Below are 15,569 nucleotides of genomic sequence, written 5' to 3'. Positions count from 1 at the left end.
GACAAAATTTACATTTAAAATCAAAGTCAAAAAATGCAGGATTCAAGCACACTTTGATTTTAAATGTAAAATGACTTTGATTTTAAATGCGGTTATACACATAGTAAAAAATCTTGCTCCTTATTAAAATATCCAAGGGATTCCACAAAGGCAAATCTTTCAAATGATCTTTTAGATGTTGTGAAATACACTATACAATAAGTCTCAAGTAAATCAATCTTAAAATGATTCTATATATTACGCAAGAAATATGAAGAGGTCTTAAGGTAACTTTTTATTTTACTTTACATTATATACATATACGAAATGTAGGTAATGCAAATAAGTTTTTCCATGTAATCTCTTTAGATACGTCTAAGACTCTTAGAATAAGCAATTATATTTTTTATATAGGCAATATGTAAAAGCCCCTTGTTTTTATATTAATTCTTTAAGCTTGGAGCTGACATGTGGTGTCTGTTACTTTATTGTTGTAAATGGATATATAAAGATTTAAAATATTAAAAATTTCTTAACATTTGTGCTTGTTAATAGTAGGAGGTTTTAGTGATTCTATAGATATAGAGTTATGAAAAAATAAAGAAAAGGTTTCATCCTTTTAAAATATACTAAATTAGTAAAAAGGTGTGGCTATAACACAGAAACTAATAATCCACCTTAGTTTATAAAGCAAATGTCTTTAGAATTTAATGTAATTGTATATAGTTTTGTAAGAGGTATCAAAGAAACATAAAGCACATCACGAGCTAAAAACCTTGCAAATGTGGCTTAATTTGGTACGTGTTATTTTGGTAAGGCTTTAAGATTTAATAAATATAATAATCCTTGGTTTTCGTATAAGATATTGTAAAAATGAGATAAACTTATCCTATTACTTTTGGTACGATAAAATAATTATCTTTTGCTTTTGGAGCTTGTTTAAATATCTGTCCTTGTATCCCCGCATTTTCTGGTGTATCCGATCGCATAGGAGTTTTTTCATTCTTTTGCAATGTAATGTTATCTGTATTTACTCCTTGCAAACTATCCATCTTTGTAATAATCTGGCTTAGTTCTTCTTTGAAAGCACTGCGTTTTTCTGGTGCTATATGTATCATTGCCAATTTTTCAAGCTTATCAAGTAATGTATCATCTACAAACATCAAGTACACCTTTTTTACAAATAAAATCAAGGTATTCTAGCAAAATTTATTGTGGTTTTATCAAATGACATGTATATTGTTGATATTATATGTGTTTCCTAAAGAGATGAATTGCGCTCTTTAAAGATATTCATGAGAGCTCTATATTGTTTTGTTTTGTAGCATCATCTTATCAAAGAGGTTGTATTGTTTTGTAAAAGTTATCACGTGGTTTTGCTATGCTCTCCTGCTAACTTACTATTGGTATTTTAGAATCTGAGGAATACCTCCTATTTTACACAGCATAATAAGTGTTTTTAAAACCTACATATTATCTATTAATAGTCGCGTGTTGTATAGTGTTAAGCAATAGCCCCATGTTCATGTAATGCAATCTGCCTTAAATGCAAATGAAACTTTAAGGTTTTTTAAAAATCTTAAAACTACGTGCAGGTTTGCTAGATTGCTTATCTAGATCTTATTTGCACTTCCTAGAATCTCCATTCTTTCTGCGATGACATTACTCATAGCATCCATAGCTGGTGCAAAAAACTTGCGTAAATCAAACTGCGATTTATCTTTATTTGCAAGTTTTCTTACTTCAGCGATAAAGGCGATGCGTAAATCTGTGTCGGTATTTACCTTGTTTATACCCCCTTTTACCGCTTCTTGTAGGAACGAGAAAGGCACACCTTTGCTACTACCAATATCCCCACCACTCTCGCTAAAACTTGCCCTCACATACTCTGGTATAGCACTTGCTCCATGTAATACAAGGGGAATTTTTGTTAGTTCTTTCACAAGTTTTAATCGCTCAAAATCAAGTTTTGGTTCTCCTTTGAATTTAAACGCTCCATGGCTTGTACCAATAGCTGGTGCTAAATAATCCACTTTTGTTTCTCGCACAAACTGCTCTGCTTCTTTTGGATTTACGAGCACAGCATCTTTTTCATCAACAGATATATTATCTTCAATTCCCATCAGTCTGCCAAGCTCTGCTTCCACACCAACACCTTCTTTATGTGCCATTTCAACAACTTTTGCACTCTCTTCTAAGTTTTCTTCAAAAGGATGGTGTGAGGCATCAATCATGACAGATGTAAATCCCGCTTCTACTGCATTCTGACACGAAGAAAAGCTAGTACCATGATCAAGGTGCAATGCTACAGGAATGTGAGGATAACGTTTACACATTGTTTGTACCATGCCCACTGCCATGTCAATACCCATGTATTTAATTGCCCCTTCACTTGCTTGCACAAAAATTGGTGAGTTTGCCTTATTTGCTGCCACAAAGATAGCATTTAGCATTTCAAAATTGACAAAGTTAAATGCACCTACTCCATAACCTTCTTTATTTGCTTTGTTTAGAATCTCTTGTCCAGAAACTAGCATATTTGCTCCTTAAAACTATTAGTTAACCTCGCATTATTGTATCAAAAGTGTGTGAGTTTAAAGTTACAATAGCCTAGAAGTTAAACATTAAGAACACATGTATTTTATGCTATAATTTGCACTTAGTATAAACTCAATGCAAATCACATAAACTTAACATAATAAAAGAGGAAATAAGTGCAATATACAACACATTACAACAATATAGAATCTCTAAAATATCATCTTGATATGTTTCAACAAACAAAAAAGCTTCCCGCTCCACTACTCATACTTGCACCACTTGCGGGCTTCAGTGATGTACCATTTAGAAAAGTTGTGAAGGATTTTGGTGTTGATATTACAGTGAGTGAGATGATAAGTGCTCATGCTCTCGTTTATGAAAATGAAAAGACACTAAAAATGGCGCTGAAAAGTCCAAATGAAACGCCTTTTTCTTTGCAGATTTCAGGGAGCAAAGATGAGATTCTGAAGAGAGCAGTTGAAAAGATAAATGAATTAGCTTGGGTAGATATCATTGATTTTAACTGCGGTTGTCCCGCGCCAAAGGTTGCAAATCATGGCAATGGCAGTGCACTTTTAAAAGATTTAGATAAATTTGTATCTTTATTGCAAAGTATCCGTAAATACGGAAACAAGCAGGTGTATAGCGTAAAGGTTAGATTGGGTTTTGATAAAAAGATTCCGCTAGATTTAGCTCATGCTATCAATGCAAGTGGAGTTGATTATTGTGTAGTGCATGCTAGAACAAAAATGGATGCATATAAAAAAGATCGCATTGATTATGATAGCCTTGCCCTAATGAAGGAAAACCTAAAAATTCCAATGATTGCAAATGGAGAGATAGATAGTTTAGAATCTTTTCAAAAAGTTATGCAAATCACAAATGCTGATGGTGCAATGATAGGACGGGCTGCTCTCAAATCTCCATGGATTTTCTGGCAAATACAGGCTAAAACAACTGATTTTCCATTGACTTTAAAGAAAGATTTAGTGTTAAAACATTTAGATTCTATGTTTGAGTTTTATGGTGAGCGAGGTGTTGTTATGTTTAGAAAAAACTTACATGCCTATGCAAAAGGACAAAAGGATTCGAGTAAGTATAGAGAGTTTGTCAATAATGAAAAAGATTATTATCGCATTAGAGAATCTGTTGAAGATTTTTTTGATACTACAAAATTGGAATCAAGCGGTATTAGTCCAATTTTCAATAAAAAGAGTGTATAGGGGAGTGAAATGAGTGGTTTAAAAAGAGGGGTTTTTTATATTATTGTGGGGGTTTTTTGCTGTATAGAATCTGCATGGGCAGTTCGCTATCAATTTTTTCTTGGAATTGGGCAAAGCATAGGCGAGGGGACGCTACATACAAGCGCTACAAATCAAATGACAAAAAACACCTCGAGCGTAAATGCAAGTGGCGGTTATTATTATTCGCAAACACAACTTGGAGAGTATAATGGCAGTATCAAAGATATTACAAGCGGCTATGTTGGGGTTGAAGCAACGTTTGATAAGATGGGGATTTTTACACTACGGGGTTATATTAGTGCGAGTTATTCAAATAAAGTAAATCTTGGATCTGTATCAAATGTACGCGATGGAAATCTGCGTCAATGTAATCAAAATGAAATGCCCAATCTTACAAATATTTGTTATCGTGATGAATTTTATATTTCTGCACCCACTAGTGGTCAATACCAACCAGTTAAATTCAATGCAAATCCAAACTTTGCAAAAGATATATCTAATAACGCATTTATGCTAGACTATTCCATTGGATTTGACTTTGGTGCAAACATACCCATACATATTTTGGTAGGAACTTTTAGTAATTATAAAAAGATGATTCCATTGCGTGTTGGAGTTTATGGTGGTATGGGTTATGAATTTATTACTTATAGCTTAGGACATTATGACACAAGAACATTTAATAATACAACGATGGATAATATAGTGATAAAAGCTGATGATACGCTTTATTTAGCTGGTGCTGGTGCATTCGCACGACTTGGTGCAAGTATTTATGTGTATAATAATATGCGACTTGACATAGGGGTAAAAATGCCAATACAGCTTGCTGGTGATCCGAGTGCAAAAAGTCAAAAATGGTATCAAATGGATTCCACTGACTCAAGTATAACAGGAGATATGAAGGTTTTTGCACAACAACTTCTACGGCAAGAATACAACACGACTTTAGGCATGTATTGGCAGTTTGCAGTTAATGTCTTATTTTAGTTCCAAGCTTACTTTTACAACCTTTATTTGTGCTCTTTAAATACAAACTCTAGTTATATAAGAACTCATAGTATTAGATGATTTTATTGCACTTTTTTCGTAATTTTTATGTATTTTTGAAGGCTTCTGAAATTACTTATATGCAATTTTTTAATCTATTGATATTGTAAAAAGTATTCATATTTTTTACAATGTATATTAAGAAAAACTAAAAATTAGAATCAAACCAACTGGCAATTTCGCTACGTATAGTATGTTTTAGTTGCAAACCAAATATAAAGTCATCTTTTTGTGCTTTTAGTAATAAACTTAAAGCTCCATTGCGTAAGCGATTAAGATAGGGGTGATCAATTTGATTATAATCACCAAGAAATACAATGCGACTTTTTTCACCCATACGTGTGCCTATAAGTTTAATAGTCGCATCAGAAGCATTTTGCACTTCATCAAAAATTACAAATTTATTATGCAATGTAATACCCCTTGCATGTGCTATATCCATAACCTCAATGCGGTGTTTGTCAAGAAAATATTGAGTCGCATACTCCTTATCAAAGCCTTTACTCTCGCCTTTATACTCAATACGCTTTGCAAGAGAGTGCTCTTTTAAACGCTCAATAATAAAATTGATACTGCTAAATAAAGGATACATAAAATAATGTAGCTTTTGATCTTCATCACCCTTTCTAAATCCAAGCTCTGCTTCTTTATCATTGGCTGTAATGGTATTCCGTAGATATACAATACCATCTACAACGCCCATTTTTTGCAAAGCAATACCTGCTTGAAGTGCTGTTAAAGTCTTGCCGCTCCCTGTGCTCCCAGTAATAATACTGACATAATTATTTGTATGTAAAAGGATAGCATACGCAAGTTTTTGTTCGACATTTAGTGGCAATATATAGGGCTTTTGTGATTCTATGATGGAATCTAAATCTAATATCTCCAACTTGTCATTATATTTAATACCGAAGAATTTTCTTCCTGTTTCATAACGCATACTATCAGTTGTATCAACTTCATTGATTTCAAAAATATGCCAGTTACTAAGTTTTTTAAAAGTATCACTTTGGCTAAATTCTATTGTGTCACTACCATCTCGCAATAATGCTATTTTGTGGATAAAATTAATATCTCTTGGGCTAGTAATGCTTGATTGATTAAGCGAAGAAGATTCTATATTTTCGATCATAGAACGCACACGTAAAGCAATATCGTTTGTTAGCAACAATAACTTATAATCTTTTGCAACTTCTCGAATGCGTGCATCATTGAAGCCATAATCGCTATATGCTGTGCGATATATTGTGCGTGTGATAACAAAGAGAGGCACACAAATATCTTGTGTCTGAAATACTATACATGTAATATAATCAGTGGCAAGCTTTGGAGTTATTGTCGTGCTAACATGTTCTGAGACATTATGGATGCGACGAAAAAACTCCCGTGCAAAATAACCACTCTCGCTTTGCTGATCCTTTTTCCTATCAAGCTCTTCTAAAACAATATCTGTAATAAAAAGCTCAACATTTTTATGGTGCAGATCAATAAGATTTTGTGTATTATCAAGAATAATTGAAGTATCAAGTAATACTTGCTGCATTATGCCCCTTATGATAAAGTGTGTCGGCGGTAATTGTAGCATAAAATGCAATGAATAAATAAGAGATAAAAAAAGATGCAAGTGAATAACCATATTGTTTTAAAATCAATGGGATTTTTTAGTTTTTCAATTAGTGTTGTATTAAGCTTTGATATAATTACCTCTTATTAAGGTTAATAATCATTACATTAAGGATAAAAATGCGGATTACAATTATAGGGAGCGGCTATGTAGGACTTGTGGCTGGGGCATGTTTTGCCCAAATGGGCAATGAAGTGACCTGTCTTGATGTAGATTCTAAAAAAATAGAATCTTTAAAGCAATGCAAGATTCCCATATATGAGCCTGGATTAGAGGAGATGGTGTGTGAAAATATGAAGCTTAATACCTTACATTTTAGCACAGACAAGAAAGAAGCCATTTCAAATGCTGAAGTGATTTTTATTGCTGTTGGCACGCCCATGGGCGAAGATGGTAGTGCAGACTTATCCTTTGTTAAGGCGGTAGCACAAGATATTGGTGAGTACATGACACATGATTATGTTGTGGTTGTAGATAAAAGCACTGTGCCAGTTGGTACGGCAAGACAAGTGCGTAAAATTATAGAAAACACACTAATTAAGAGGGGTAAATTTGTAGATAATGATAATCTAGCTTGCAATAATAATTCTAAAGATTTAGAATCAGCAATAAATTATTGGTTTGCAGGTTATAAACCATGCTTAGGTGAAAAAATAGAGGATAGAGACAAGAAGGGCTGGGAATGGGATAAATACAACGACAACGGCAATATGATGAAAAATAAAAAGTGTATAGAAGAAATGAAAATAGGCGATAAGGTTCTAACCTATGCCTTTGGTCAAAAAAAGTTTGATGGTGTTTTTACAATAATAGATAGCACAGAAGAATCATTTTTTTTGCAATATGAACACGACTTAAATTTGGATATGAATGATATAAGTCTAGAAATCAAGCAATATTATAAAGAAAGTTATAGTATTTTTGATAAAAATGGAAACGCTAATGAAGGCACATACTTTAAAACAAATAAAAAGCAGTTTGATGCGCTTATAACTTTAAATTCTATGATGACAAATTCTAATCATTCTGAGAATGTAAGTGAAAAATATGAGCTACAAGAAAAATCGCAAAATATAAACTTTGATGTGGTAAGTAATCCTGAGTTTCTTAAAGAGGGCGTCGCCATAAAAGATTTCATGAGTCCAGATAGAGTGGTTATTGGTACAGATTCTAAGAGAGCTTTAGATGTAATGAGAGCATTATATACACCTTTCTTACTAAAAAGTGATAGGCTGATTGCGATGAGTATAGAATCTGCAGAAATGACAAAATATGCGGCAAATGCGATGCTTGCCACAAAGATTAGCTTTATTAATGAGATGAGCCAGATTTGTGAGCGAGTGGGAGCAAATATTAATGATGTGCGTCAAGGGATTGGCTCGGATTCTCGTATTGGGTACAGCTTTATTTATCCAGGTTGTGGATATGGTGGAAGTTGCTTTCCTAAAGATGTAAGGGCATTGGAAAAAAGTGCAAAAGATGTTGGCTATGAAGCAAAGATTCTAAAAGCTGTGCAGGAGGTTAATGAGAAGCAAAAAATGCTTTTGGTAGAAAAGATTCTTAGACATTTTGGAGAGAATCTGCACGGGCTTAGTTTTTGCGTATGGGGGCTTAGTTTCAAGCCAGAAACTGATGATATGCGAGAGGCTAGTTCTTTAGTGCTTATTAATGAGCTTATTAAGCGTGGAGCAAAGATACAAGCTTATGATCCAAAAGCATATGAACAAGCAAGATTCTATCTCAAAGACAAGTTAGATTCCATTGCATTGATGGAGAGTAAGTATAGTGCATTGCAAGGTTGTGCAGCACTGGTATTATTGACTGAATGGAGGGAGTTTAGAAGTCCAGACTTTGATGAGATAGCAAAACTTTTAAAAGAACCTATTATTTTTGATGGACGAAATATTTATCAACATTGTGGGCTAGAATCTAAAGGTTTTAGATATTATCAAATTGGCGTTGGGAATTTATAGATTTATAAAGATCATGTATATATGAGTAAAGACTCAAGTAATATTTTGATATAGAATATTTTATAACTTTTAATTATATTGTTAATGAAGCTCAACTTTTGACAAGTTGAGCTAAGGAACTACCTAGATAAGATTTTTATACCCTATCACACATTAAACTTTTAAATTATTTTTTATGAAGTCCATTGATATAGAATTTAATAGATTCTACACCATTCTCTTTTGCCCATTTATATGCACTAGAGACAAATGCCCAATGGATATGTGAGAAAAACTTCTCCAAATATGCAGGACGTGCATTTTTATGATCAACATAATAAGCATGTTCCCACACATCAACAACAAGTAAAGGAATTTTGTCATCAGTGATAGGTGTTGCCGCATTGCTTGTTTGCACGATTTCTAATTTTTTTGTTTGCAAATCATAAACAAGCCAACACCAACCAGCACCAAATAAAGTTGTCGCAGCTTGTATAAATTTCTCTTTAAAACCATCAAATGAGCCAAAGGTTTCATTGATTGCTGCACTTAAATCAGCACTTACCTCTGTTTTATTTGGCGTAATACAATCCCAATAAAAATCATGATTATATACTTGAGCAGCATTATTAAAAAGACCACCACTTGATTTTTTAATAATGTCATACAATTCTGCATTCTCAAATTCACCACCTTTAATAAGGTTATTTAGATTTGTTACATAGGTTTGATGATGTTTGCCATAATGATATTCAAAAGTCGTTGGGGTAAGGAAGTCTCCAAACGCATTAGTCTCATAAGGTAATTTTCTTAATTCAAACATATTATCTCCTTAAAATTAAAATGAAGCCACATTATAATATACTTTACTTAATAATATTCTATCAAGATCTAAATTATAGATACACATGAATTCGGTTGTAATTTACTCTAACAACAATAAGATATTATTAAATCTTACCTATATTACAGGGAAAACTAATTTAAATCAACCAATCCCAATATGCTTTAATAACTCTCTTTTTTTGCAAAATATACCCCAATTAATATAATGCAAATGCCACATACCTCAAGAATACCAAGTTTTTCATCAAGTATAAAAAAGCCCATTAATGCAGCGATTATAGGCGAAAAAAGGAGAACAAGTGAGGAAGTTTGCGTATTGACTTTTCCCATAATATAGTTAAAAAAACCTTGTCCAATCACCTGCCCACATAAGGAAATAAGCATGATTATACCAAAGTCTTTCATATCTTTTGGCACTTCAAAACCTTCAAACATTAAAGCAAGGACTAAAAGCACAAGGCTTGATCCAATACACGCAAAAAACATAATTTCTAAAGTTCCATATCGCTTTCTTAGTGAGTAAATCACACCCAAAAAGCAACTAAAGCACAATACACTTAGAAACGCCATAAAATCTCCAAATGGCGTTGCGACACTTAACTTCCCTTTACCACCAACTAGGATCAAAATGCCAAAAAATGCTATAATAGCTCCAATTATAAGACTTTTTCTGAATCTCTCCTTAAAGAAAAAAATACCAATAGGAATGAGGATAAAGCATACTAGAGAAGCAAATAGATTCACATTTGCGACACTTGTATGTCTTAGTGCAATGTTAAAAAACAACAAGTCAAAAGCAAAAAATATCCCTGCAACCATCATATATGTAATATCCCTTAAAGGTATTTTAAAGACATTTCTGCGTGTATTTGCCATAAGCCAAAAAATTGGTAATGCCAGTGCTATGCGATAGAATCCTAAGTTAATGGGAGACATATCTGTGAGTTTTACAAGCACACTTGCATAAATAATAAAACTCTCTGCAAGGATTGCAAGGATGATGAAAAAGACAGAATTTTTAGGGAAATTTGGGATTTTAAACAACTTTTGTTTATCACGAGATTCTGTATGTATTTGATTTAATGTATGGTATTTGATACCAGAGTCTTTAGAATTGCATTTAGAATCTATTGTGGTAGAAATTTTATTATTAGTCGCAATATTATTGCAAGTTGTAGTGTAAGCCATAAAGAAAGTCCTAGAGATTTAAATTTTAGAATTATAAAATAAAATATAAGGATATGTAATCTCTTAGAGAAATTAATTTCATACTATGCTTAAGGCTTTAATTCTGTGTAATTTTATGTTAGTGTTTTCATGAAATTTTATAAAGTTTTCAGACTTGCATGGATACAGAAAACTGCTTTTGCTTGATTGCCTTGTGCATTACTTATTAATGCTGTATTGAGTAGTTTTTGTAAATTTTAATCAAGATGAGATCATATAAGAGGCATTTATAGAGTGTTGGAGAGTGAGAATTAAAAAAGAAACTAAATTCTTATAAAAGACAAAATGAAATCGACTTTTTTATTCACAAAAATGCAAGAGCCTTTTTGCAAGAGCAGTTTAGTTTATGGATGTTTAAATATGTGCTAGATGACATTACAGACTGGAGTAAAGCAAAGATTGATGAATTAAATCATCTTAAAAAGATAGCTTTTAATATCATTGATTTGATTGCAGATTTTGAAGATGAGCTAAAGGCTATTTGGTGTAAGCCAAAGTTTGCCAAAAACACGCGTTATATTTTTTAGTCTTGATGTAATTCACGCTCATGTGAAAATTCAGATGAGATTTTAAAATCTCCCCATGTCTAAAATATAATCTAGTAAAGATATATAGAGTCTATATAAATGAATAATATTAAACCTGTTATTTTGATCTATATACCAATATGAAGTCTGTATTATTCTTATAAAATCACTCATGGGGTTTTATAAGAATTATGGATTTTAAAATTAAAAGCGGTAAATGATCCCCCCCCCCCCCCCCATCAAAAAAATGCTTAAAAGGTGTTGTTGGGTAGTGCAAGTGTGTTATGTATGTAGGTGTTGATTATGCTGCAGAATCCAAGGATATAGAAACAAACAAGATGCAATTAATGGATGCTTGGTGATGATTAAAAACGAAGAGGGTTGTAAAATTCCTTATAAAAATGGAAGGCAAAATGGCATCATTGAGCAAGGTTTGTAATGTCATGAAGATTTATGATTTTGGGTTTACAAACATCTTTTATGAATGATAAAAGAAAGGTGAGGCAAAGCTTTTATAGGTGATTTTGAAGAGAAAATCTGGTTACCACCAATAAAATGTATTAGTGGCAAAGCAGTTACCATGTAATGCACAAATGATACAACAACACAGACAATATCTTGAAAATATTTTAAAGGATGGTCGTAGTGTATGTGGTAGTTATTTGTATGTAATAGATGAATTGTTGGAAATACTGAATGAGTGATATCTTTTATCTATGCTTGTAGAATTGTGATGCAATGCGAATTATTGCAAGTTTATACTTCCACATAATAATGAGAATGTAGGGACATGTGATATAATTTTATCCTCCATAGATCTTTATATATAAAGCTATCTTTCATATTACTTTACAAACTTTGTAAAAAATAAAAGAAGATATTACTTCCATATTACTCCGCACAAGAAAGCATGAGTCCTCTTTTAATCTTATATCTAGTAATGTTAACAAAGCTAAAGTTTCATAGAATCTGCTGAATCCTGACTTTCAATAATCATGATCGAACATATAGTAGCTAGTTTATTTTAGAATCACAAGTAAGTAGCACTTCGATATCACTAAAACAAAGATAGCTAAGACTTACATTGTATTGTTGCATGGCTTTAAAGAGTTTGCTATTTGCTTCTTTTGCATTTTTTTCTATCGCATTAATATAAGAGTTTGGTACAGATATACCAAGCTTTTTTGCATGGATAGCATGTGCTTGTTTTGTATGTGATAGCGGGAGAAAACCACAATATATTTGTATTTTATTGTACAGCGAAGCAAATGAAGGCTTATTGTTTGTATATGTGTGTATGAGATTCTTATAAAAAGAAAGAAATGTTTCAAAATCTGTTGTTACTTGTGGGAGGAAATTGAGTGTACTGTGTGGTATTTGCGACATATTTTGTTTTTTTGATACTTGGTAAAAAGGCTGTGTAATGAAATTTTGCACACCATAATAAATCTTTTTACACAATCCATAGCTATTACGCAATGATATATCTGATTCTAATGCACAATACAATTGTAAGTCACTCAAAAAAGTAGATTTTTTTTGCATATGTTTTAAAATCTCTAAAGCATTATAAGTGGTCAGCGATTTAGATTGCGTTGTGTCACCGCTAATAATTGCTACATGCGATATGTTAAGATATTCTAATGATAAAAATATACTTTGCAAAGCCTCTTGAGTGTAGATGTTAGTTTTTATTGTTGGTATGAAGTGGATATGCCTTAGATGTTTAGATTGCCAGGTTAAATCCCGCAAGGTAGCAACAATATTAAGAGGATCTGGGTATGGTTTTGAAACTGGATTTGATGGGATAAGAACCTTTGTAATAGGTAATGCACTGCAAACTAAGTGTAAACGTTCAACATCTTGTGTGATATTTGTAGGAAGATATTCAAAAATCACAGCGTCTTATTTCTGTCCAAAGGATGCGATAAGCGCCTCAATATCACTTTCACTTGCCACCTCATCATGGCTGTCACCTGCAATGTATGTAGCCGATGCTACACGTTTAGAATCATCACCTCTACCTTCAAAAAGAGAGTTCATATATTGACTTAATGCACGCATTACATTTATAACACGCTCTATTTTTTGTCTATGGATATCTTGATATTGCATAATATCCATAGCCTGCATACACGCGTCATTGCAATCCATAGCAGAATTTCTAATATTATCATTTACTCGAGCAATCTCTTTTGTTTGCTCAAGTGATGCAGCAAACGCTTTGATTTTAGGAAAGCTTTCAACAAGTGTTATAAGCATCTCTTCTTGGGCTTTGAGATATTCTTTGATTTTCTTAGAATCTTTCTCTATCGTGGTTGCAAGAGCACCAATATTGTCAATCTGATCAAAAACTTCTGTCATTTTTACTTCAGAATCTCTTGTTACATCATCAAGTTGGTGAACAACTTTATGCTCCTCGGTTGGTGGTGGTGGTGGCCATTTTCTATCAGCCTCTGGCTTATATGAGTTTGGATCTATAAATTCTGCCTTGATTTCTTCTTTAGTATCTTCTGTTTTTATATCTTCAAAACTCTCATCTAAAGAATCCGCATCTTGTGTCATAAGAGAATCTAGCTCTTCTTGTGTCATCACGGCTCCTAACTAAATTAATATAATCTCTGCAAGTATAACATAATTTTTAATATTATTCGTATTCATGAATATTTTTCATTACTCTTTGTTCAAAAAATACTTTTAAGAATAATTAAACGAACGGACGAGATTCCATATAAGCAAGTTAAATCCATCGACGAGCACAAAAATAAGAATCTTAAATGGCAATGAAATCATAACGGGAGGTAACATCATCATACCCATGGCCATAAGGACTGATGCAATCACCATATCAATTACCAAAAATGGTAAGTATAACAAAAAACCAATTTGAAAAGCAGTCTTTAATTCACTAATCATGAAGGCTGGTAAGATAATGCTAAGCGAAACCTTATCAACCAAAGTATTAAGTTGTTCTTTTGTCGCAATGTTATCCATTTGCGGTGGCTCTTCATTGCGTATTTTATAGAATAAAGCAATATCACTGTGACGTGTATTCATGAGCATAAATTTTTTAAATGGGTGCATGGTTTCTTCAAATGCTTCTTCATAACCTATCTTTTCTTCCATGTATGGTTTTATACCTGCATTATAGGCGTCTTTTACAACAGGTTCCATGATAAAAAATGTAAGAATCATAGCAAGGCTAACCAATACTTGTGTGGGTGGAGACTGCTGTGTGCCTAATGCTGTGCGTAAAAAACCAAGCACGATTAAAATGCGTGTAAAGCTAGTCATCATGAGCACAAGGGATGGAGCAAGTATCAAAAGGGTGAGTAATACTACAATATTCAATGTGGTGACAAGCTGTGTTGGAGTATTTGGCGGATTGATACTTAAATCAACGGATGGGATGGGTACACCATTGAGTTTTAGTTGATTATCTGTTGGTGCAGCTATGGCAATATCTATAAAGCTAATCAATAAGAAAAACAAAAAGCAAGATTTCAGAATCCTAGATACTTTCACGCTACCCTCGTAATGCTTTGATTATTGTAGTTAAAAAAGCTAAATTGTAGCATAAAATCACAAATTTTACTCTCTGTCCTAATGACCACAAATTTTTATTTTTTATTACATTGTGTTTTGTGTATTACCACAGCTCTACGTCGTTTCTTTATGAGACTTATGCTATATAGTTAGTTTAGTGAAATTGTCCTTTTATTTAGAGTCTGAATTGCAGTTAAAATCAGTGCTACATATATTTTATCAAGCCATTGAGATGTTATGTAATTGTTCTTTTATCTTTATTTAATATTTTTATAAAAAAAGTTTAAGGTTAGATTAAATAATGCTATAATTACAGGACTTTTTGCCAGGAGACTTTCATGCGTATTTTAGTTGTATATAGTAAAAAAGATGTACTCGACTGCATATCAAAGGAATTGGATAAAAAAAATTATCAAGTTGATGTCGCGCAAAACGTAAAAGATGGAGAATATCATATTAGTGTGCGTAGTTATGATGTCGTGCTTGGCGAATGGCAACTTTCAGATGGCGGAGCACAAGATATTATCTCCATTGTTAAAGGAAAGTATCCAAAAATCCCAGTTATCATACTTGGCGATAATGAGCCAAAGCATGAAGTCCAATCATTTAAGCATGGTGCGGATGATTATATATCTTATCCATTTGATAATGAAGTCTTGTTGGCACGTATACAAGCTAGACTAAGGCTTACAGATTCTAATCTTATAGAGATTGGCGATATAGTAATTATCCCAGATGAAGAGAGAATAACATTCAAGGGTAAAGATATCGAAGTAAAGGGTAAGCCATTTGAGGTACTCACTCACCTTGCACGCCAAAGAGATCAAATTGTTTCAAAAGATCAGTTATTAAATGCAATTTGGGATGAGCCAGAGCTTGTGACTCCAAATGTTATTGAGGTTGCAATTAATCAAATACGACAAAGAATGGATAAACCATTAAATATTAATACAATTGAGACGGTGAGAAGGCGTGGTTATCGTTTCTGCTATCCAAAGAAATAATACTTAAAGATATTCTAAAATTTGTTCAT

12 protein-coding genes and 3 pseudogenes are annotated in these 15,569 nt (G+C 32.8%); 7 read left to right on the top strand and 8 right to left on the bottom strand.

Annotated elements, in window-relative coordinates:
- Positions 1–863 precede the first annotated feature (863 nt).
- Both gatC and LS81_RS05045 read right to left on the bottom strand, forming a co-directional pair.
- The gene (gatC, locus tag LS81_RS05050; RefSeq protein WP_034344531.1) at positions 864–1,142 is read right to left on the bottom strand and encodes an Asp-tRNA(Asn)/Glu-tRNA(Gln) amidotransferase subunit GatC; all 279 of its coding nucleotides are present in this window, start codon (positions 1,140–1,142) and stop codon (positions 864–866) included.
- A 450-nt stretch (positions 1,143–1,592) separates the two neighbouring features.
- The gene (locus LS81_RS05045) at positions 1,593–2,516 is read right to left on the bottom strand and encodes a class II fructose-bisphosphate aldolase (protein ID WP_034318769.1); all 924 of its coding nucleotides are present in this window, start codon (positions 2,514–2,516) and stop codon (positions 1,593–1,595) included.
- 231 nt (positions 2,517–2,747) lie between these two features.
- Between LS81_RS05045 and LS81_RS05040 the strand changes: the two genes are divergently transcribed.
- A complete protein-coding gene (locus tag LS81_RS05040; RefSeq protein ID WP_034346939.1) occupies positions 2,748–3,743 on the top strand; it encodes a tRNA dihydrouridine synthase in 996 nt (331 codons plus the stop codon).
- Positions 3,744–3,752: 9 nt separating this feature from the next.
- A complete protein-coding gene (locus LS81_RS05035) occupies positions 3,753–4,754 on the top strand; it encodes a hypothetical protein (protein ID WP_034344529.1) in 1,002 nt (333 codons plus the stop codon).
- 208 nt (positions 4,755–4,962) lie between these two features.
- Here LS81_RS05035 and LS81_RS05030 read toward each other — a convergent pair whose 3' ends face one another.
- The gene (locus tag LS81_RS05030; protein ID WP_034344528.1) at positions 4,963–6,357 is read right to left on the bottom strand and encodes a PhoH family protein; all 1,395 of its coding nucleotides are present in this window, start codon (positions 6,355–6,357) and stop codon (positions 4,963–4,965) included.
- Positions 6,358–6,557: 200 nt separating this feature from the next.
- Here LS81_RS05030 and LS81_RS12495 point away from each other — a divergent pair.
- A pseudogene (locus tag LS81_RS12495) lies at positions 6,558–6,968 on the top strand (2-dehydropantoate 2-reductase N-terminal domain-containing protein); the annotation flags it as partial.
- 474 nt (positions 6,969–7,442) lie between these two features.
- The gene (locus LS81_RS12490) at positions 7,443–8,411 is read left to right on the top strand and encodes a UDP-glucose dehydrogenase family protein (protein WP_411710168.1); all 969 of its coding nucleotides are present in this window, start codon (positions 7,443–7,445) and stop codon (positions 8,409–8,411) included.
- Positions 8,412–8,577: 166 nt separating this feature from the next.
- Here LS81_RS12490 and LS81_RS05015 read toward each other — a convergent pair whose 3' ends face one another.
- Both LS81_RS05015 and LS81_RS05010 read right to left on the bottom strand, forming a co-directional pair.
- Positions 8,578–9,213: a superoxide dismutase gene (locus LS81_RS05015; RefSeq protein WP_034344525.1), complete on the bottom strand. Its 636-nt coding sequence runs from the start codon at positions 9,211–9,213 to the stop codon at positions 8,578–8,580.
- A gap of 185 nt (positions 9,214–9,398) precedes the next feature.
- On the bottom strand, positions 9,399–10,424 hold the full coding sequence (locus LS81_RS05010) for a DMT family transporter (protein ID WP_081955874.1): 1,026 nt from the start codon (positions 10,422–10,424) through the stop codon (positions 9,399–9,401).
- 287 nt (positions 10,425–10,711) lie between these two features.
- Here LS81_RS05010 and LS81_RS05005 point away from each other — a divergent pair.
- Together LS81_RS05005 and LS81_RS11245 are read left to right on the top strand one after the other, a co-directional pair.
- A pseudogene (locus LS81_RS05005) lies at positions 10,712–11,041 on the top strand (site-specific DNA-methyltransferase); the annotation flags it as partial.
- Positions 11,042–11,553: 512 nt separating this feature from the next.
- Entirely contained in the window at positions 11,554–11,694 is a 141-nt protein-coding gene (locus LS81_RS11245) for a hypothetical protein (RefSeq protein ID WP_158659417.1), read from the top strand.
- A 310-nt stretch (positions 11,695–12,004) separates the two neighbouring features.
- Here LS81_RS11245 and LS81_RS05000 read toward each other — a convergent pair whose 3' ends face one another.
- From LS81_RS05000 to fliP, 3 genes and pseudogenes are all read right to left on the bottom strand, one after another.
- Positions 12,005–12,889: a methylenetetrahydrofolate reductase gene (locus LS81_RS05000; RefSeq protein ID WP_034346048.1), complete on the bottom strand. Its 885-nt coding sequence runs from the start codon at positions 12,887–12,889 to the stop codon at positions 12,005–12,007.
- Between the two features lie 6 nt (positions 12,890–12,895).
- Positions 12,896–13,132: pseudogene (locus tag LS81_RS12485) on the bottom strand (chemotaxis protein); the annotation flags it as partial.
- A gap of 555 nt (positions 13,133–13,687) precedes the next feature.
- Positions 13,688–14,458, bottom strand: coding sequence for a flagellar type III secretion system pore protein FliP (fliP, locus tag LS81_RS04990; protein WP_052096599.1), 771 nt, complete (start codon positions 14,456–14,458; stop codon positions 13,688–13,690).
- A 416-nt stretch (positions 14,459–14,874) separates the two neighbouring features.
- Here fliP and hsrA point away from each other — a divergent pair, with 416 nt between their 5' ends.
- Complete coding sequence (hsrA, locus tag LS81_RS04985; protein WP_034318440.1) at positions 14,875–15,540, top strand: homeostatic response regulator transcription factor HsrA; 666 nt, start codon at positions 14,875–14,877, stop codon at positions 15,538–15,540.
- Positions 15,541–15,569: the final 29 nt, after the last annotated feature.

The sequence above is a fragment of the Helicobacter trogontum genome, assembly GCF_000765905.2.
Taxonomy (GTDB): Bacteria; Campylobacterota; Campylobacteria; order Campylobacterales; family Helicobacteraceae; genus Helicobacter_A; species Helicobacter_A trogontum.
This window is presented reverse-complemented; position numbering and strand designations above follow the sequence as displayed.

Coding starts and splice junctions, on each gene's coding strand:
- LS81_RS05015 (WP_034344525.1), bottom strand. CDS start 9,213: ATGTTTGAATTAAGAAAATTACCTTATGAGACTAATGCGTTTGGAGAC.
- LS81_RS05040 (WP_034346939.1), top strand. CDS start 2,748: ATGTTTCAACAAACAAAAAAGCTTCCCGCTCCACTACTCATACTTGCA.
- LS81_RS05030 (WP_034344528.1), bottom strand. CDS start 6,357: ATGCAGCAAGTATTACTTGATACTTCAATTATTCTTGATAATACACAA.
- gatC (WP_034344531.1), bottom strand. CDS start 1,142: ATGTTTGTAGATGATACATTACTTGATAAGCTTGAAAAATTGGCAATG.
- LS81_RS05010 (WP_081955874.1), bottom strand. CDS start 10,424: ATGGCTTACACTACAACTTGCAATAATATTGCGACTAATAATAAAATT.
- LS81_RS05035 (WP_034344529.1), top strand. CDS start 3,753: ATGAGTGGTTTAAAAAGAGGGGTTTTTTATATTATTGTGGGGGTTTTT.
- LS81_RS05045 (WP_034318769.1), bottom strand. CDS start 2,516: ATGCTAGTTTCTGGACAAGAGATTCTAAACAAAGCAAATAAAGAAGGT.
- LS81_RS12490 (WP_411710168.1), top strand. CDS start 7,443: ATGATGACAAATTCTAATCATTCTGAGAATGTAAGTGAAAAATATGAG.
- hsrA (WP_034318440.1), top strand. CDS start 14,875: ATGCGTATTTTAGTTGTATATAGTAAAAAAGATGTACTCGACTGCATA.